The following is a 17,518-nucleotide window of genomic DNA, read 5'->3' as shown; positions in this document are numbered from 1 at the left end:
TAAATAAGTTAAGCTGACTTTGACTCCACTGACGTTGTTTTGTTCGGACGAACACCGAATCTATAGCATAAGCCTAATATGACGATTGTCACAAGTCCTACAACCCAAAAAGCCGGTGTATCTTTTCCTGTGAAGACCGAACGATAAAACAATCCGCCAAGACTTCCACCGAGAACTGGTCCGAGAACCGGAATCCATGAGTATCCCCAGTTCGAAGATCCTTTTCCATGAATCGGTAAGATGAAGTGAGCGATACGTGGACCAAGGTCCCGCGCCGGATTCATCGCATATCCTGTCGTGCCTCCGAATGACATACCGAGGCTGACGATCAAGAAACCGACGATCAATGGATTTAAACCATCTGAGAACTTATTCGCTCCGATCGATAACAACCCGATGACAAGTAAGAATGTCGCAATCATTTCACTCATTAGATTGGCAAATGTATGTGGAATCGCTGGTGACGTCGCAAAGACGCCGAGTTTCGTTGCTGGGTCTTTCGTCTCCGCCCAGTGTGGTAAGTAATGAACGAAAACAAGACTTGCACCAAGTATCCCGCCGGCAATTTGAGCGACGATATAGCCTGGTACGTCCGCCCATGCAAATGAACCGTCAAAGGCTAAACCAAGCGTTACTGCTGGATTAAGGTGTGCTCCACTGAATTGACCGACGGCATACGCTGCAATCGCCACAGCAAAACCCCAGGCAAACGTGATGACGATCCAGCCTGCATCCTTCGCAAACGATTTCGTCAAACTAACGCCTGCACCAACACCGTTTCCAAGCGCGACAAGCAAGGCTGTACCTAAAAATTCCGCTAGTAAGGGTGACATGTGTATTCCTCCTTTTTGTTATGTGAAAAAAGCAACATAAAAAGGAGAACCACGTCAGTTCATGCTTGAATTTTCTTCAAGCAGGACTCACACGTGAATCTCCCTTTTCTCCGTCACTTTGTATCAACTTGATATCACTATAACAACCAGTGAAAACGCTGTCAAATAATCCGAATGATTTTCCTCACACCCCGATTAGGAGCGTGGTTCAAAATGACGCCACAAATCCTTATTCGATGTCGTGATACTTGAGGCACCTGCTTCAATCGCTTGTTCAACTTCCTCGACCGTATCGATGAGTCCTCCTGCAAAAACGAGACGTCCCGTCTTTTCTTTCACTTCTTGAATGTACTTTGGCATTAACCCTGGTAACACTTCGATGTAATCAGGTTGCGTCCGTTCCATAAGTTGATAACTCTTTTCGAGTGAACTCGAATCGAGTAAGAACATGCGTTGCATCGTCTTGACCTTTTTTTGACGTGCTTTCAAGATGACGCTTGCCTTCGTCGAAATGACACCATACGGTTTCAATTCTTGGCAGACGTATTCCGTTGCGTATTCATCATTTTTTAATCCTTGAACGAGATCCATGTGCAAAAACATTTTTTTGTCGTAACGATGCGCCATCTCGTAGACTGCTTTTAAACGCGATACGTGCATTTCGAGTAAGACCCCATATTCATATGGACTCTTCAGCATCTTTTCAAAGTCTTCTAATTTTCTAACGGAAGGCAGGATCTTCTGTCCAAAATATGTCATACGTTCTCCCCCTGATTCGTAATGTGTCCTAAGTATGTCGTGAAACATAAGGAATAGGCAATGCTCTTTTCATGAAAATAAGTGAAAAGAGCGCTACGATTAGGGTATAGCTTAACGAAACGATTTATTTTCAGGAGGTGAACGCGCAGTCCTACCGTCTGTGCACGTCAATGAGTCAGCAAAAACGGATTGTCATCTATTTATTTTCTATTTTAATTAACGCCTTAGGAAACAGCTTCATGGTGACCGCCTCGATCGGGAGTGCACCTTGGACTTCAGCGAGTGAAGCCGTCGCGGCAATCTCACCGTTAACCGTTGGACTAGCGATCATCGTCCTACATGTACTCGCCTTGATTGCAACACTCTTTCTCGGAAGCCGCTTCAGTTGGTGGACGATCGTCCTTAGTTTTGCACTCGTCGTCCTTTTCGGCGCCGCGATTGATTTCTTCTTATCGATCCATCAATTGATTTATACACCACAAGGATTGTGGATGCGCGCCGTGTACATGTTGATCGGCATGCCGTTGATTTCACTTGGACTCGCCCTCTATCTCCAAATCGGATTCGTATTGATGCCACCGGATTACTTGATGAAGTCACTCATCAGTCGTTTTAAAAGTACATCGCTCGGAGCAACGATCAGCCTCGGCATTCCTTTTGTGATTGCTTGCCTCTTTTCACTAATTGAACGCGAACTGATCGGCATCGGAGTCGGAACTTTCATTTTCCTCTTATTGAACGGTCCACTAATCGAATGGTTCCAGCAATTGTTCCCGATTACAGCACGTCCGCCTAAACGAACAAGTTCTTGAATACTGAAAAAGAGCTTCTGCTGATAGACGAATTTATCTATCAGCAGGAGCTCTTTCATTTACGTATATGATTTTCTTTGGAAGACAAGAATCGATGCACCTAACAAGACGATGATGTGTGCCAATACGAACAAGACGGAGAATGTCAAAGATGTTCCCATCGCTTCACTCGTACCATAGGTCATAGAACCCTTGAAATACATTGACCAGTCTAAATGCATGAATATGATCCACTTAGCGATTGCTGGCTTGAAGCCAATCAGTAAGTTACCCGCAATGCTCGTAAAGAACTGAGCCAGTACGGTGAAGCCGATGATCATTCCGACAGAACGGAATAACAATGAGAAGAATAACGTCATGAATATTGTAAAAATCGGACTGACAACTTCGACGATCGTATCTCGGAACAGAATTGGATCTCCTGCTTCTGAAAACGCAAATGAGCCTGCGTAGACGATCGCAGCGATGAACACGAATTGAAATAACATGATCAAAATCGAGAAGATCAATTTCGAGAAGTAAATCGTCATTCTGGAATACGGACTCATTAATAAGTGTTTCATCGTGTCATAACGTACTTCATTCCCGATGGCTTCTGCCGTGAAGACAATCGTAATGATTCCTAATAGAGATGTCAGTAAAAGGAACGTTAATGAATAATAATCATAACGTGTGAACTCAAAATCATTCGTCTTTGCAATGATGATAATACCAACTGCAATAACGACATATAGCGCTAAAACGATTTTCGCTTTTTTAGTCGTCCACCATTTCATCCATTCATTTTGTATGAGCGAAAGCATGTGAATCCCCCTCTTTTTTCGTTACTTGCAGGAATTGTTCCTCGAGCGTCAAGCGTTTAACGGTCAGTTCATGTAAATCGGCAATCGGCACGACGAGTCGAGCGATAGCTGGACATTCACTTTCCGGTGCGGTGATAATGATTTTATTCTCGAGTACTTCTGATGGGTAGTTTGCGACGCGAAGGGCATCGAGTACATCTGTCATCGCTTCCGCATTGACACGTAGAGCGATTTTCGCTCCGGTTTCATTACGAACGGACTCGACCGACTTGATGACACCCTGATCGATGATCGCGTAACGATCACTGATTTGTTCCATCTCACTCAACATATGGCTTGAAATTAAAATCGCGATATCTTGTTCACGCGCCATTTGGCGTAAATATTCACGAAGCTCCGCAATCCCGGATGGATCCAGACCATTCGTCGGTTCATCTAAAATCAAGACGCGCGGGTTATGTAGCAAGGCACGAGCAATTCCCAGTCGTTGCTTCATTCCGAGTGAGTACTCTCCGACTTTTTTTGAAAGCTTTCCTTCGAGACCAACGAGTCGTGCTAGTGCATCATAATCAACTTGACCGAGTCCCGGAATGAGGTTTTTTGCATGAACCAAGTTTTGTTTGCCTGTCAGATAAGGATAAAACGCTGGATTCTCCACGATTGCTCCAATTTGCGTCAACGCTTTCGAACGCTCTTCTACGACATCAAATCCATTGACCGTGACTTTCCCTGCATCCTGCTCGAGTAGTCCCGTGATGATGCGAATCGTCGTCGTCTTCCCTGCTCCGTTCGGTCCGAGGAAGCCGAACACTTCTCCTGGGGATACCTCAAAACTGACGTCTTTTAAAATTTGCTCTTTCCCGAGACGCTTTGAGATATTTTCAATCTTTAACATCTGCTCTTCCTCCTCATTCATATTTTGTCTATGCTATTAGTGTACGTGATTTTAAAGGATAAGTTTCATTTCTTACAAATATGTAATCCGATTCCAATTAAAAAGGCGTAACAGCAGAAATTTTATACTAAAAATAAAAAATGGAGTCGCTAGATGATTCTTTTTGAACAAGTAACACATGATCACTTTCCGATCATCCAATCGTTGTACGCGAGCGTTCCTGAATATGCGCTCTTAGAAGAACGAGTGCTTCCGCTCTCTGATTCGACCTTACAGGAAGAGTTTTTAAATCCCGATACCGTATCGCTGATTGGATATGTGGACGGAGAACCCGTCTTACTGATTGACTACCTACCGAAGCATCCAAAAGACGGTACACCTTGGATCGGTTTATTCTTAATGGATGCTTCTCAACACGGTACGGGAATTAGCAGTCGGTTACTATCCGCTTTTTGTGATCGATTCCTAAGTCAGGAACCTCACATTCATCTCGCGGTCTTACCTGATAATTTAAGAGCCCGTCGTTTTTGGGAAAAACACGATTTCCGCTATGTGCGAACGAGTTTCTCGAACCGCGAACAACTCGTAGACGTCTACGTGTATGATGTAAGTAAAAACAAATGAAAACGTATGAATGGAGTATCACACAATGTCCAAACCCTCACTTCGCTTTGATATTTTGTTAGCGGGATTGATTTCCCTGCTATTTTTTAGCATGACGCTCGGATTAACTTTTTTCATTAGTCAACATGCAACAAACCGACTCCAATCGGAAGTCGGGATGAATCTGTCAACGACCGCTCACCAACTATCTGATAAGCTTGATCATTACATGTGGTCACGTTATGCCGAAGTAAAATTGCTGGGTTCCTTATCAACGATTCAACAAACAGAACAAAAAACAGAAACGCGACGGACACTCGAAGAGTTACAACGGCAGATTCCTGACTTTTCTTGGATTGGTCGATTAGATACGGAAGGTAACGTCGTTGCGTCAACGAACCAGATTCTTGAAGGAACGTCGATCAAGGAACGCCCTGTCTTCCAACAAGCCTTATCACAACCATTCATCGGGGATGTCCATGAAGCTGTCCTACTCGCAAAATTATTGCCGAACCCAAGCGGTGAGCCACTCCAATTCGTCGATATTAGTACACCTTTATATGATCAGGGTCGATTTTCTGGTGTCCTCGCAACACATCTCAGTTTCGAATGGGCAAAAGCGATTGAACAAAGCTTTCAGAGTGCTACTTCCTCTCTCCAACAAGTCGATGTCTTCATCATTAGTCAAGATCGAAAAACGATTTTACTTGGACCAAGCGGATGGAGCGGTAAAACATTACCCGATAGCGTAACGCTGACTTCGAATGCTTCTGCGACCGCTTCCTGGCAAGGGAAAGAATTTGTCTCTGGTCAAAGCACAAGCCGAGGTTACAAGGATTACGATGGCTTAGGTTGGACGGTTCTCGTACGTCAACCGACTTCGATTGCGTTCGCTGATGCCGATGCTTTACGTCAAACGATTTTCATCGCTGGTTTGATTGCCTCTTTCGTTACAGCCGTACTTGGCTGGATGTTAGCGAAGCTATTGACACGACCATTATTAAAAATCACACATGCCGCACAACAGATGCAGGATGATCCATCAAAATCACTCCCGAATCATCGTGGAATCCGAGAAATCGAGACACTGACGGATGCCTTACAACGACTGATTCATCGCTTGCTACATACCGAACAAGAGAAATTAACGTTTGAACGCTTGTCACAACGCGATAGCCTGACTGGTCTCGCGAACCGCAACGGTCTCGCTCAATACATCGAACAATTGCCTGCAGAAACGCATTCTATCTATCTTTGCCTTGATTTAGACGGCTTTAAATCAGTCAATGATACGTATGGTCACGCGCTAGGTGATCTCCTGCTGATCGAAGTCAGTCAACGTCTCGAACAATTGCTTCCACCGGGTGGATTCGTGGCTCGTCTGGGCGGCGATGAGTTCATCATCGTCTTGACGACTCAATCCTTAACAGAAGCACGATACTTAGGTGAACAATGGATCGCTCACGTCTCGATGCCGTATCACTTAGAAGAACAAACCGTCCACATCGGGATGAGTATCGGAGTCGCCGAACAGGTGACAGGAGAATCACTCGAACAAGTCATGCATCATGCTGATTTAGCGCTCTATCGTTCGAAGCAAAACGGTAGAGGATGTATGTCCGTTCATTGACCATTCAGGACGGAGGATTGACAAGCGCTGCTCTCCTCCGTAAGGTGAACGAGAAGCGTATAATTTTTCAACGAGGAGCTGTCAACATGAATCAATGGACACGTGAAGCACGATACCGTCCCCTCTCGGATGTCGATCCGAGCGTCTACCAAGCGATGAAGGAAGAAGTTCGCACATCTCCTTGGCGATTTTCTTACCATATCCAACCTCCGACCGGACTTTTGAATGATCCGAACGGCTTCGTCTATCATGATGGTCTCTATCATTTGTTTTATCAATGGTTTCCACTCGGACCCGTACACGGGCTGAAGTACTGGTATCACATGACATCAAAAGACCTTGTACATTGGTTCGATGAAGGAGCCGCCTTGATCCCGAATGACGATCCTGATTCGCACGGTGCTTATTCCGGTAGTGGCTTCATTAAAGATGATCAAGTGCACATCATGTATACCGGCAATAAACGGGATGCGGATTGGAATCGCCATACGAGCCAGATCGTCGGTCATCTCCGCTCGGATGGACGAATCGAAAAACATTTACCACCTGCTATCCCAAACGTTCCTGCAGGATATACGGAACATTTCCGTGATCCGAAAGTCTTCCAAGATGCATCGGGTACCTGGTACTGCATCATTGGTGCACAGCGCATTGACTTGACGGGTTGTACTGTCATCTATCAGTCTCAAGATGCAGAGCACTGGACATTCCTCGGTGAATTACAGACGAACAATCCAACATTCGGTTATATGTGGGAATGTCCTGATTATTTTGAACTCGATGGAAAAGGTATTTTCCTCTTTAGTCCTCAAGGGATTGAACCGGATGGTACGAACTATCAAAATATCTTCCAGTCCGGTTATTTCATCGGTGAACCGTTAGCTTTACCCGACTTAACATTCACACACGAATCGTTCCAAGAACTCGATTTCGGATTTGACTTCTACGCGCCACAAACAACTGAAGCGGCAGATGGTCGACGGATTCTTGTTGGTTGGATGGGGTTACCGGATATTAGTTATCCTTCTGACATCTATAACTGGGCACATGCTTTGACATTGCCACGTGAATTAACGATCGAACAGGGACAACTTCGTCAACGACCTGTCCGTGAACTGACACAGCTACGAAAAGAGACACTGTTTGACGAAACGATTCTTTTCGAGCAAGATGTGACGATTGCGGAAGCCGAGATTTTCGAACTCATGATGACAGACTTGAAGCTGTCGTCCGACTCGTTCCGCTTCTCGATTCGTCAAGACGCTACAGAAGAGACGGTATTCCACTACGATGCTGTATCACGTCAATTTACGATCGATCGAAGCCGTTCAGGCGCGGAAGTCCCTGCTGAAACATTTGGTACATCGCGGTCGACTGTCCTTACAAAAGACTTGCATACATTACGTTTGTTCGTAGATCGTTCTTCATTTGAACTTTTCCTGAACGATGGAGAAGCCGTTGCATCTGGACGCATCTTCCCGAAAGCATCCAGTCGTGGGATCGCCTTCTCTGGTGAAGCGACTGCCCATCTATCCATTTTTGATTTATCTTAAATGAACAAAAAGCATTTTCCTGAATAGAATCAGGAAAATGCTTTTTTAATTCAATGCTTCAATCGCAGTTCTTTTTCTAAATCAAATGCAAGGATGTGTTGCTCCCCAATCGGACCCATGACGGACTGTAACGTATCGACGTATCCCGTCTTGAAATACAATGATTTTGCAGCAATATTCTTCTTATTGACTGCCAGTGTGATCGCTGTGACTTCTGGAAAATGATGATGGACAAACTCTGGCAACTGCATCATTGCCTCTTTCGCGTATCCTTGGTGTTGATGGCGTACATCAATGGAAAAGGCACGTAACAGGACACTTTGTTCATGTGTTCGATGTGTTTTAGGGGGATTGAGATGGAGAATAAAAAATCCGACGACGAGATCGTCTTTTTTGATGACGACCGGGAATTTATCTGGATGGGCAACTGCATCTGTGACGACATCCGTCGGAAAAGAAGTAAACTGGACTTGTTCTTCTGGAAGAATGAACGCCTCACATTGTTCATAATGTTCATTCGTATACATGTGTAATTTCACTACAGACATTCTCATTCCGCCTTCCCTCTTTGTACAGGACAAGAGAGTACTCTCTTACATCTATTCCCATTTTAATGTTTTTGTGTCCATTTGCCTAGTCTTTTAGGGTACTCGTCTTACATAACATCCAATAGGTTCTTGTCTCTTTATTCCACGGTTCTTCTTTCCGTAATCCACTCCTGACACTAAAAATGATACACTAGGGAAAGTTCGATTATTGGACGCGAAATTAATACGCTCGAGGTGAACTGTATCATGCATGAAGATTTTTTCGAACAGATGGAGCGATTGACCGGCATTCAACTGAATCCTGTTCAACAACAGGCAATCGAACATGACCATGGTCCGTTGCTGTTACTCGCCTCACCCGGCTCTGGAAAAACAACGACGCTTAATTTTAAAATTGCCTATTTGATTTTACAAAAAAAGATCGAACCACATCGTATTCTAGGGCTGACCTTCAGTAAAGCGGCAGCGCGTGAGATGGCGGATCGATTTTATCACTTATTCCATGAGCTAATCGGAACAACGGCAGCTTTTTCAACGATCCATAGTTTTGCTTTTCAAGTCGTTCGGGATCATACATCCCAGCAACGTCTCTCCTATACGATCATCGAAGGACCGATGGATCAACAACATCCGAATGCGCCACATAAACGCATGTTACTCCGGCGTATTTTCCAGGAAATGAATCGGAGTGTCATTACTGATGATCAGATGGATGAGTTATTACGGATGATTTCCTTCGTCAAGAACCGTCTCCTGTCTTTAAAGGAAATCAAGGCAGTACCGACGACGATTAAACATTTTCCTGATATCTATGTGGCATATGAACAATTTAAGTCGCGTGATCCCTTACATCCGTTACTCGACTTTGACGATATGTTGACGTATGCAAATACGATTTTGGAGCAAGACCGTCGTCTGTTGCAACATTATCAGCGACGCTTTGACTATATTTTAACGGATGAGAGTCAGGATACGTCACTCGTCCAGCATCAATTGGTCGAGAAGTTAGCCTTACCACACAACCGTCTATGTGTCGTCGCGGATGATGACCAAACACTGTACAGTTGGCGTGGTGCAGATGCTTCGAAAATCCTTCATTTCAAGGATACGTATCCGAATGCGACGATTCTTTATATGGAGCAAAATTATCGTTCGTCTCAAGACATCGTATCCGTCGCGAACCAATTCATTCAGCGCAATAAAGCACGCTATCCGAAACAGATGTTCACGGAGAACGCTGCTGTTCGTCCAATCATCTTAGAGACGCTACCGACTTATGAAGATCAGACCCGCTATCTGTTGAATCAGTTACGGACAGAGACAAATTATCGTGAAGTAGCCATCTTATATCGCAACAACGCTTCTTCAATTAACGTCATGAATGCGTTAGATCAAGCAAATATCCCTTTCTACATTAAGGATGTTGATCATAAATTCTTCAGTCATTGGATTTTGAAGGATATTTTAAATTTCATGACATTCGCACAAGATCCAACAGATATCGAGATTCTAGCAACCATCCATACGAAATTCGCCGGGTATATCTCAAAAGCGCAACTGGCTCAATTGCAGCAGTTCGGTACGGGTGAGTCTTTGTTTGATCTGCTTATAAATAAAATCGAGATGAAGTTCTATCAAAAGAAACAACTCCAGCAAATGAAACGGACGTTTGCTTCCATTCAGACCGTTCGTCCGTCTGCTGCGCTTTCCCTCATTCGTCATGAATTAGGATACGAAAAGAATTTACGGAAAATGAGTGAGAGTCTTGGTTTTAGCCTCGATCATCTGCTCGAAACATTGAATACGATCGATAATATCGCAAGCGATGTACCGACGTTACTTGCCTTTCGCGAACGAATATCGCATCTTGAACAGTTAATGCGTGATGCGAAACAAAATAAAAATCAAAATGCGGTCACCCTCTCGACCTTCCACAGTGCGAAAGGACTCGAATTCGATCGTGTCTTCATGATCGATCTCGTCGCAGGGATTCTACCGTCAGCTGATACGATTAAAGCTTATAAGAATGGGCAACTCGATGATATGGAAGAAGCAGCGCGCTTGTTTTACGTCGGCATGACAAGGGCAAGACATGAACTACATCTCCTGTCCTATCGTTTTAAATCAAAATCATTTGATGTCTCGCCATTCGTCGAAGACGTCCATCGTCTTGTCACGCCTGACGCTGCAAAACGAAAAGTAGAGCGCCATCGCCCTGCTGTTACAGCGCGAGCTAGCATTCCTCCACTACCGATCACTGAGAACATGCGTGTCTCGCATACAGCATTTGGTCCTGGAACCGTCTTGCACCTGGTTGACGACGTGCTAGAAATTTCATTTGATCAAGGAATGAAAAAACAGCTTTCGTTACAAGTCTGCTCTGAAAATGCATTACTCGAAATTTTATGATTTAAAATGGACCTGACTCAAAAAAAGAATGACGCGTCTTTTCACGCTCTTTCCTCAGGCGAGACACAAGCCAGTTTTCCTGCTTCATTCAAGCAGGAAAGCGGGTCTTGTTTGTCTCTGACAGCGCATAATGCGCTTTTTCCTGTAGGAGTGACGTGTGACGCGTCATTCTTTTTGTTACGAGATAAAGGTGGCAGATTTTTATTCGGCCACCTTTATCTTTGTAGAGGCTGACTTTTGAGTCAGCCTTTGTTGTATCCGTTAATTTTTCGTCGATGACTCATTCTGACGAACCAAGGCGTCCCGAATTTCTGTCAGTAATTTTTCTTCTGTCGTTGGCGCTGCCTCTTCTTCGACGACTTCTTCTTTCTTTCGGAACGAAGTGATGCCCTTGACGAAGAGGAACAGAGCAAATGCGATCAACAAGAATTCAATACTTGCTTGAAGAAACTGACCATACTGTAACTCCGCGTTTCCGACCATGACTGACAAGCCTTTGACATCAATGCCACCGATGATGATTCCGATCAACGGCATGAAGACACTGTCGACAAGCGACTTGATGATCCCGCTAAAGGCAGCACCGAGAATGACCCCGACCGCTAAGTCAATCACATTTCCGCGAAAGGCGAACTCCTTGAATGCCTTAAACATGAAACGTCCCCCTTACCAAGCGCGGGACGCCAACTGCTGAATCGCATATCCGACGCCGTGCTCATTGTTTGTTTTCGTCACGTGATGGGCAATCGCTTTTGCTTCATCATGACCATTCCCCATCGCAATCGCCTTGCCGGCAACCTTGAACATCGGGATATCGTTCAAGTTATCACCGATGACAGCGACTTGTTCAATCGGAACACCAAGGTGGTCGGCAAGAATTTTAACTGCCGTTCCTTTATCGGCCCCAGCTGCCATGACTTCGATATTATCGTGTCCTGACGACGTGACATAGACACCGTCGACCTTCTGCTCGATTTCCTGCCAAATCTTTTTCATTAATTCTTGATCAAACGAGAACGAGATGAACTTGAACACTTGTCCTGCTTGGTTGCGAATGTACGATCGGAATCCATCAATCATCTTGACGTCTTCTTGGACATAATAGCGATCGTGGAAGAAATCGAGCACTTGTTTTGCCCGATCACTCTCTTCACTCAACTCTTTCAACGAATCGTAGGCTGCATCGATTGTCGCCCCTTGTGCTGTCACGAGTCCTTGATCACAGAACATCTCGAAGAAGACTTCATATTGACTGATGATGCCGTAAATTTGTTGCGCTTGCTCCGTCGTTAACGTCGTCGCACTCAACTCTTCTCCATCGACGGTCATCACACGTGCCCCGTTTGACGCGATGATCGGACAGTGGATTCCTGCTGCATCTGTTAATTCTTTTGCATTTAAGTAGTTACGTCCTGTCGCGATTGCAAACTCGACACCTTGTTCGCGTGCTGCTTCAATTGCCTGAATCGTTTCCGGTTCAATTCGTTGTTTACCCGAAAGAACGGTTCCATCCATGTCTGATACGAGTAGTTTGATTGGATTTGCCATCGTCTTCACTCTCCTCTTTTTCTATTTCCATACCACTATACCATTTTTCACATTTTGACTGGTCGTAAACGCGGTTTACAAGATCGGGGACAACAAACGCGAAATACTTTCCTTGAATTTAATCATTCTTGAACGCGCGGCATACGAATCGACCGTCATGAGCTTTGATACCTCACAATCGGCGAGGAAGAGCCGTTCTAGTTCAATCGTTACTTCCTGATCATAGACAATCGTATTCATTTCAAAATTCAACCGAAAACTTCGTGCATCGATATTCGTCGTTCCAACCGAAGCAACCTCGCCATCGACGACGATCGTCTTCGCATGTAAAAATCCAGGTTCATACGTGTAGATTTTAGCTCCGTAAGATAGTAGTTCCCCTACAGCAGCAGTCGTTGCCCAGTAAACAAATGGATGGTCCGGTTTGTTCGGGATCATAATTCGCACTTCCACTCCGGACAGAAGAGCTGCCTTACACGCATCTAAATAACTCGTGTCTGGAATGAAATAAGGCGATTGAATGTAAATCGTCCGTTTTGCTTCGTTAATCATCTTAATCAAGGCAAGCTTCAAATATTCTGAACGGGAATCCGGACCCGACGTGACGATTTGCATCGGTAATATATCCTGAATCCTGTGCGTTCCATAGTAAAACAAAGATTTTTCCGTATAGACGTCACTTGCTTGGTTCCAGTCGAGAATAAAGCGATCAAGCTGATCGTGAACGACGTCACCTTCCAAGCGAAAATGTGTATCTCGCCAGTAGCCAAACTTTTCATCGATCCCGAGATATTCCGTACCGACGTTGAACCCACCAATGTAACCGATTCGACCATCGATGATACAAGATTTACGGTGATTGCGGTTGTTCAATCGAAAATTAACGAATCCGATCGTCGATGGGAAAAAGGCAAACACTTCTCCGCCGTGTGCGAGTAAATCCTTGAAATCCGTCCGTTTGAGACTGCGTGATCCGACAGCATCATACAAGAGACGGACTTTGATTCCTCGACGGGCACAATCGGTTAATGTATCGATCAACGCTAACCCGAGGCGGTCTTTCTGAATGATGTAGTACTGGATATTCACTTCATGCTCAGCCTGGCGGATATCTTGAATCATCCGATTGAACTTCTGCTCGCCATCCGAAAGAATCTGCAGTTGATTGGAGAGACTGAGTAACGAACCGTTCGACATCAGGTTCATCCGAATCATATCCCGGTGCTTTTGAATCATCGGGTGCCGTCCCATCGTTACAAGTTCTTTTTTCTGTAAGGCAATCCGTCTATCCTGTTCCAGTTGTTCTTCATCCGTGACACGATAAAAATTCGTTTTTTTCAACAGTCTTCCGAAAAACAGATAGACGAGAAATCCTACGAGCGGAACGAAATACAAGATGAATACCCATGCCCACGTCGCACCAATATCGCGCCGTTCGAGAAAAATAACTGTCAGAACAGCCAAGATATTCATGATGAGCAATCCGTAGACGATGATGATCGTGAATGTACTCCATACTTCCACCATACGATTCCCTCCCGTTTTAACGGTATTCTTCGATTTTGATTCCTCTGTCTCTTATTCCCGTTTCTTTCCTCATCATTCTTCTGAAGACAAAAAAACCTTTTTGAAGCACTGCTAGCTTCAAAAAGGTTTAGGTGTGTCATGATTCTGGACATGGTTCTGGTTGTTGTAACGCCATTTGTTCAAGCGTCGCTTTGACACCTGCCACACAGTCTGGCAATCCAACACCATCATAAGCAAGTCCGGCTAAATGAATGTGTGGATAGTGAGAAGAGACGATTTCTCGCACTTCTTGAATCCGCTGTGCATGTCCTACCGTGTAGGCCGGTAAGCCGTCTAATAGACGACTGATGACGACACGTTCCGGTTGCAATGGACGACCACAGATGTTTTCAAGGTCTTCTAAGACGACGCGTTCAATCACTTCATCTGATTCACGAACGAGTGCATCTTTTCCGGGGCGTCCGATGAAGGCACGGAGCACGGTATGATTTGGTGCCGCATGATTCCACTTTTGATCAATCGCCGTGCATGCTGTAATCGAATACGGTGCCCGACGGTTGACGATGAATCCTGTTCCATCAATCGGTAACGCAGTTTCTTTATCGAAAATCAACGTAACCGTCGCCGTTGAGTGTGTCGAAAGGTTCGCAAGCCCTGGAAGCGTCGCTTCTGGTAACAGGGACACGACTTGGTGATGCGGAATCGTCAACAAAATATCATCGGCATACTCTGGACCATGATCCGTTTCGAGACGATACCGCCCATCTTCTTCCCGTTCAATGGAGCGAAGTGGTGTCTCAAGACGAATTTCTGTCCGTTCAAGCACCTCTTCTAGCCGCTCGACAAGGGATTCAAGTCCAGTAGCAAGTGACAAGAATTGACCTGTCGCTTTGAGCGTCGGACCTTGTTGTTGGTCAAGCGGACGCATGAGACGCATTCCTTCGAACAAACTTCCTGCTTTTTGTTCATTGGCAACAAATTGCGGATAGGTTGCAAACGTACTCATCCGGTCGATATCACCCGCATAGATGCCTGAAAGAAGCGGTTCGATCAACTTCTCAACGAGCGCATCTCCAAGACGCGGACGCAGGTATTCCCCTAATGGAATGTCCGTTTCCGGAATCGTCAAATCAGGAGCAGGGTGAAGCAAGCGTTCTGACACCTCTGCTTTTTCTTCTTCCGTCAATAGAGATGTCTCTGCGAATAACTCTAAATCGGTCGGGATACCCATGACTGCACCTTTTGGAATCGGGTGGAGACCGCGCACATCCAAGATATACGCTTGCGACGTGTTATTGCGAACGAGTTGTTCCCCTAATCCGATCTCTTCGATGAGATCCGTCAGCACGTGTTTCCGAGCGACGTATGAATCCGGTCCACGCTCGATCGTCAATCCTTCGTCCCGATATGTCGCCACCTTACCACCGAGACGACCTTCTGCCTCGAGTAACGTGATATTCATTTCCGGAAACTGTTTCTCTGCATAATAGGCGGCTGCAAGTCCTGATATACCACCGCCCACGATGACGAGACGTTTACTGGACATAACTACCCACCTGTTTCGCTACGGCTTCCGTGACAGCCTTCATGAAAGCTGGATTCGCATTTGGCATGACAGGTCGCGCATAATGGATTCCGAGTTCGTCACAGACGACTTTACACTCGTAATCATTATCAAACAGTACTTCTAAGTGATCGGCAACGAAACCAACGGGTACGTAGACGAATGCTTCGTATCCTTTTTCTTCGTAGACATCACGCGTCAAATCCTGAACATCTGGTCCAAGCCATGGTTCTGGCGTTTGTCCAGCCGATTGCCAGCCTGTGATCATGTGCGGTACACCTGCACGTTGTGCGATCAATTCGGCTGTTTCTTTCAATTGCTCTGGGTATGGATCACCGTTTGCGATGATTTTCTCAGGCAGACTGTGTGCTGAAACGACAAGGACAGCTTTCTCTTCAGGTACTGGTAAAGCGTCGAACGTCTTGCGGATTTCTTTACCCCACCAATCGAGGAACGCTTCTTCTTTGTACCACGATTCAACAGATGCTAAATGAATACCGTGCTTGTCCGCGACTTCCTTCGCACGACCATTGTATGAACGGATACTGAACGTCGAATAGTGCGGTGCTAAAACGACCGTGACCGCCTCCGTGATGCCGTCTTTTGCCATTTGCTCGACAGCATCCTCAACGAACGGCTCGATGTGTTTCAGACCAAGATAGAGCTTGAACTCAATTTCACCAGCATATTTCTCAGACAATTGACGGTGTAGCTCTTCAGCCTGATCAATCGTGACTTGTGCGAGTGGTGAGACACCACCGATGGCTTCGTAACGTTCCGTCAACTCTGCCAATGCTTCTGGAGACGGTTTGCGTCCGCGACGGATGTGCGTATAATAACGCTCGATATCTTCTGGTTTATATGGCGTACCGTACGCCATAACAAGTAGTCCTAACGTCTTCATTTTCCTACCTCCATTTTTTCTTTCGAATAATCATGGATAAATGCAGTCAAACGTTTCAATACTTCTGGATCGACTTCCGGGAAGATGCCGTGACCGAGATTAAAGATGAAGCCTGGTTGCTTCATTCCCATGTCGAGAATCTCCTTCGTTTTTGCTTCAAGGATATCCCATGGCGCTAACAGATAAGATGGGTCGAGGTTTCCTTGGACAGGTTTCGTCAGTCCACGCTCACGCGCTTCGTCGATCGACAAACGCCAATCAAGTCCGACGACGTCTAACGGTAAACTGTGCCATTCCTCCGCCAAGTGACTCGCTCCTACACCGAACATGATCATCGGCACGCCTGTGTCTTTTAATTCCGTGAAAATGCGTTCCATCGTCGGCTTGATGTAACGGACATAATCTTTCCGGCTTGTCGTTCCGACCCATGAATCAAAGATTTGGAACGCTTGGATTCCTGCATCTACTTGTGATTTGATGTAATCGATGACCATGTCACCTAGTTTCTCCATTAAGGCATGCCATACCTCAGGTTGTCCATACATCAATGCTTTCGTCTTATGGTATCCCTTCGAAGGACCACCTTCAATCATATAGCTCGCGAGCGTGAATGGTGCCCCGGAAAAACCAATCAACGGTACTTCGAGTCGCTCCCGTAACAAACGAATTGTTTCATAGATATACGGAATATCTTCACGGTTGAAAGGTTGCAGTGCTTCTACATCTGCCATCGTGCGAATCGGATTCGCAATGACTGGCCCGATGCCACTCTTGATTTCGACGTCAACACCCATCGATGGAAGTGGCGTCATGATGTCTTTATACAGAATCGCTGCATCGACCCCTAATTGTTTTACAGGTAGTTCTGTCACATATGCGCCTAGTTCCGAGTCATGTGTGATCTCGAAAAGCGTCCGCGTCTTCTTGATTTCACGATATTCCGCTTGATAACGACCTGCTTGTCGCATGTACCAGACGGGAACGTGATCAATCTGCTCGCCACGGATCGCCCGCAAAAACGTATCATTGAATTTCTTCATCATAACTACCCCTTTATACTCGTTCTAACGCCCCAAAAAAACGTACGATAAGTTTGTGAACACAGAAACATTATATCTGAAATTAAGAAG

At 45.4% G+C, this 17,518-nt stretch carries 16 protein-coding genes; 5 read left to right on the top strand and 11 right to left on the bottom strand.

Features of this window, described 5'->3' with window-relative positions; all coding sequences use genetic code 11:
- Positions 1 to 8: 8 nt before the first annotated feature.
- Both L985_RS04020 and L985_RS04015 read right to left on the bottom strand, forming a co-directional pair.
- Positions 9 to 833: an MIP/aquaporin family protein gene (locus tag L985_RS04020; protein WP_029340954.1), complete on the bottom strand. Its 825-nt coding sequence runs from the start codon at positions 831 to 833 to the stop codon at positions 9 to 11.
- Between the two features lie 195 nt (positions 834 to 1,028).
- Entirely contained in the window at positions 1,029 to 1,592 is a 564-nt protein-coding gene (locus tag L985_RS04015) for a glycerol-3-phosphate responsive antiterminator (protein WP_023467370.1), read from the bottom strand.
- Between the two features lie 170 nt (positions 1,593 to 1,762).
- Here L985_RS04015 and L985_RS04010 point away from each other — a divergent pair, with 170 nt between their 5' ends.
- The gene (locus tag L985_RS04010) at positions 1,763 to 2,404 is read left to right on the top strand and encodes a YczE/YyaS/YitT family protein (RefSeq protein WP_029340953.1); all 642 of its coding nucleotides are present in this window, start codon (positions 1,763 to 1,765) and stop codon (positions 2,402 to 2,404) included.
- A gap of 59 nt (positions 2,405 to 2,463) precedes the next feature.
- On the opposite strand, the gene L985_RS04005 is transcribed toward L985_RS04010, so the two are convergent.
- Both L985_RS04005 and L985_RS04000 read right to left on the bottom strand, forming a co-directional pair.
- Positions 2,464 to 3,207: an ABC transporter permease gene (locus tag L985_RS04005; protein WP_047396255.1), complete on the bottom strand. Its 744-nt coding sequence runs from the start codon at positions 3,205 to 3,207 to the stop codon at positions 2,464 to 2,466.
- Entirely contained in the window at positions 3,185 to 4,102 is a 918-nt protein-coding gene (locus tag L985_RS04000) for an ABC transporter ATP-binding protein (protein ID WP_029340951.1), read from the bottom strand. The genes L985_RS04005 and L985_RS04000 overlap by 23 nt, the downstream gene beginning before the upstream one ends.
- Before the next feature lie 153 nt (positions 4,103 to 4,255).
- On the opposite strand from L985_RS04000, the gene L985_RS03995 reads away from it, so the two are divergent.
- The 3 genes from L985_RS03995 (at position 4,256) to L985_RS03985 (ending at position 7,888) form a co-directional block, all read left to right on the top strand.
- Positions 4,256 to 4,726, top strand: coding sequence for a GNAT family N-acetyltransferase (locus L985_RS03995; RefSeq protein WP_051656220.1), 471 nt, complete (start codon positions 4,256 to 4,258; stop codon positions 4,724 to 4,726).
- 25 nt (positions 4,727 to 4,751) lie between these two features.
- Entirely contained in the window at positions 4,752 to 6,335 is a 1,584-nt protein-coding gene (locus tag L985_RS03990) for a diguanylate cyclase domain-containing protein (RefSeq protein WP_047396251.1), read from the top strand.
- A gap of 86 nt (positions 6,336 to 6,421) precedes the next feature.
- Entirely contained in the window at positions 6,422 to 7,888 is a 1,467-nt protein-coding gene (locus L985_RS03985; protein ID WP_047396247.1) for a glycoside hydrolase family 32 protein, read from the top strand.
- A 50-nt stretch (positions 7,889 to 7,938) separates the two neighbouring features.
- Here L985_RS03985 and L985_RS03980 read toward each other — a convergent pair whose 3' ends face one another.
- Complete coding sequence (locus tag L985_RS03980; protein ID WP_235609858.1) at positions 7,939 to 8,415, bottom strand: GNAT family N-acetyltransferase; 477 nt, start codon at positions 8,413 to 8,415, stop codon at positions 7,939 to 7,941.
- A gap of 267 nt (positions 8,416 to 8,682) precedes the next feature.
- Here L985_RS03980 and L985_RS03975 point away from each other — a divergent pair, with 267 nt between their 5' ends.
- Positions 8,683 to 10,845: an ATP-dependent helicase gene (locus L985_RS03975; protein ID WP_047396245.1), complete on the top strand. Its 2,163-nt coding sequence runs from the start codon at positions 8,683 to 8,685 to the stop codon at positions 10,843 to 10,845.
- A 261-nt stretch (positions 10,846 to 11,106) separates the two neighbouring features.
- On the opposite strand, the gene mscL is transcribed toward L985_RS03975, so the two are convergent.
- The 6 genes from mscL to hemE form a co-directional block, all read right to left on the bottom strand.
- On the bottom strand, positions 11,107 to 11,499 hold the full coding sequence (gene mscL / locus L985_RS03970; protein ID WP_029340945.1) for a large-conductance mechanosensitive channel protein MscL: 393 nt from the start codon (positions 11,497 to 11,499) through the stop codon (positions 11,107 to 11,109).
- Positions 11,500 to 11,511: 12 nt separating this feature from the next.
- Complete coding sequence (locus L985_RS03965) at positions 11,512 to 12,393, bottom strand: Cof-type HAD-IIB family hydrolase (protein ID WP_029340944.1); 882 nt, start codon at positions 12,391 to 12,393, stop codon at positions 11,512 to 11,514.
- A 75-nt stretch (positions 12,394 to 12,468) separates the two neighbouring features.
- On the bottom strand, positions 12,469 to 13,920 hold the full coding sequence (gene cls / locus L985_RS03960) for a cardiolipin synthase (protein WP_029340943.1): 1,452 nt from the start codon (positions 13,918 to 13,920) through the stop codon (positions 12,469 to 12,471).
- Positions 13,921 to 14,056: 136 nt separating this feature from the next.
- Positions 14,057 to 15,466 carry a protoporphyrinogen oxidase gene (gene hemG, locus L985_RS03955; protein ID WP_047396240.1) on the bottom strand — a complete coding sequence of 470 codons (1,410 nt, stop codon included), beginning with the start codon at positions 15,464 to 15,466 and terminating at the stop codon, positions 14,057 to 14,059.
- Entirely contained in the window at positions 15,456 to 16,388 is a 933-nt protein-coding gene (hemH, locus tag L985_RS03950; protein WP_029340941.1) for a ferrochelatase, read from the bottom strand. Before hemH ends, hemG begins: the two co-directional genes overlap by 11 nt.
- Entirely contained in the window at positions 16,385 to 17,431 is a 1,047-nt protein-coding gene (gene hemE / locus L985_RS03945) for a uroporphyrinogen decarboxylase (RefSeq protein WP_023467354.1), read from the bottom strand. Before hemE ends, hemH begins: the two co-directional genes overlap by 4 nt.
- Between the last annotated feature and the right edge of the window lie 87 nt (positions 17,432 to 17,518).

Origin of the sequence: Exiguobacterium sp. ZWU0009 (assembly GCF_000798935.2) — a bacterium.
Taxonomy (GTDB): domain Bacteria; phylum Bacillota; class Bacilli; order Exiguobacteriales; family Exiguobacteriaceae; genus Exiguobacterium_A; species Exiguobacterium_A acetylicum.
The sequence above is the reverse complement of the archived record's forward strand: the minus strand, read 5'-3'. Positions and strand labels throughout refer to the sequence as shown.

Excerpts from the sequence above, each read along its gene's own strand:
- L985_RS04020 (WP_029340954.1), bottom strand. The coding sequence starts at position 833 with ATGTCACCCTTACTAGCGGAATTTTTAGGTACAGCCTTGCTTGTCGCG.
- mscL (WP_029340945.1), bottom strand. The coding sequence starts at position 11,499 with ATGTTTAAGGCATTCAAGGAGTTCGCCTTTCGCGGAAATGTGATTGAC.
- L985_RS04000 (WP_029340951.1), bottom strand. The coding sequence starts at position 4,102 with ATGTTAAAGATTGAAAATATCTCAAAGCGTCTCGGGAAAGAGCAAATT.
- L985_RS03990 (WP_047396251.1), top strand. The coding sequence starts at position 4,752 with ATGTCCAAACCCTCACTTCGCTTTGATATTTTGTTAGCGGGATTGATT.
- cls (WP_029340943.1), bottom strand. The coding sequence starts at position 13,920 with ATGGTGGAAGTATGGAGTACATTCACGATCATCATCGTCTACGGATTG.
- hemH (WP_029340941.1), bottom strand. The coding sequence starts at position 16,388 with ATGAAGACGTTAGGACTACTTGTTATGGCGTACGGTACGCCATATAAA.
- L985_RS03980 (WP_235609858.1), bottom strand. The coding sequence starts at position 8,415 with ATGTATACGAATGAACATTATGAACAATGTGAGGCGTTCATTCTTCCA.
- L985_RS04005 (WP_047396255.1), bottom strand. The coding sequence starts at position 3,207 with ATGCTTTCGCTCATACAAAATGAATGGATGAAATGGTGGACGACTAAA.
- hemE (WP_023467354.1), bottom strand. The coding sequence starts at position 17,431 with ATGATGAAGAAATTCAATGATACGTTTTTGCGGGCGATCCGTGGCGAG.
- L985_RS04015 (WP_023467370.1), bottom strand. The coding sequence starts at position 1,592 with ATGACATATTTTGGACAGAAGATCCTGCCTTCCGTTAGAAAATTAGAA.
- L985_RS03975 (WP_047396245.1), top strand. The coding sequence starts at position 8,683 with ATGCATGAAGATTTTTTCGAACAGATGGAGCGATTGACCGGCATTCAA.
- L985_RS03995 (WP_051656220.1), top strand. The coding sequence starts at position 4,256 with ATGATTCTTTTTGAACAAGTAACACATGATCACTTTCCGATCATCCAA.
- hemG (WP_047396240.1), bottom strand. The coding sequence starts at position 15,466 with ATGTCCAGTAAACGTCTCGTCATCGTGGGCGGTGGTATATCAGGACTT.
- L985_RS03965 (WP_029340944.1), bottom strand. The coding sequence starts at position 12,393 with ATGGCAAATCCAATCAAACTACTCGTATCAGACATGGATGGAACCGTT.
- L985_RS03985 (WP_047396247.1), top strand. The coding sequence starts at position 6,422 with ATGAATCAATGGACACGTGAAGCACGATACCGTCCCCTCTCGGATGTC.
- L985_RS04010 (WP_029340953.1), top strand. The coding sequence starts at position 1,763 with ATGAGTCAGCAAAAACGGATTGTCATCTATTTATTTTCTATTTTAATT.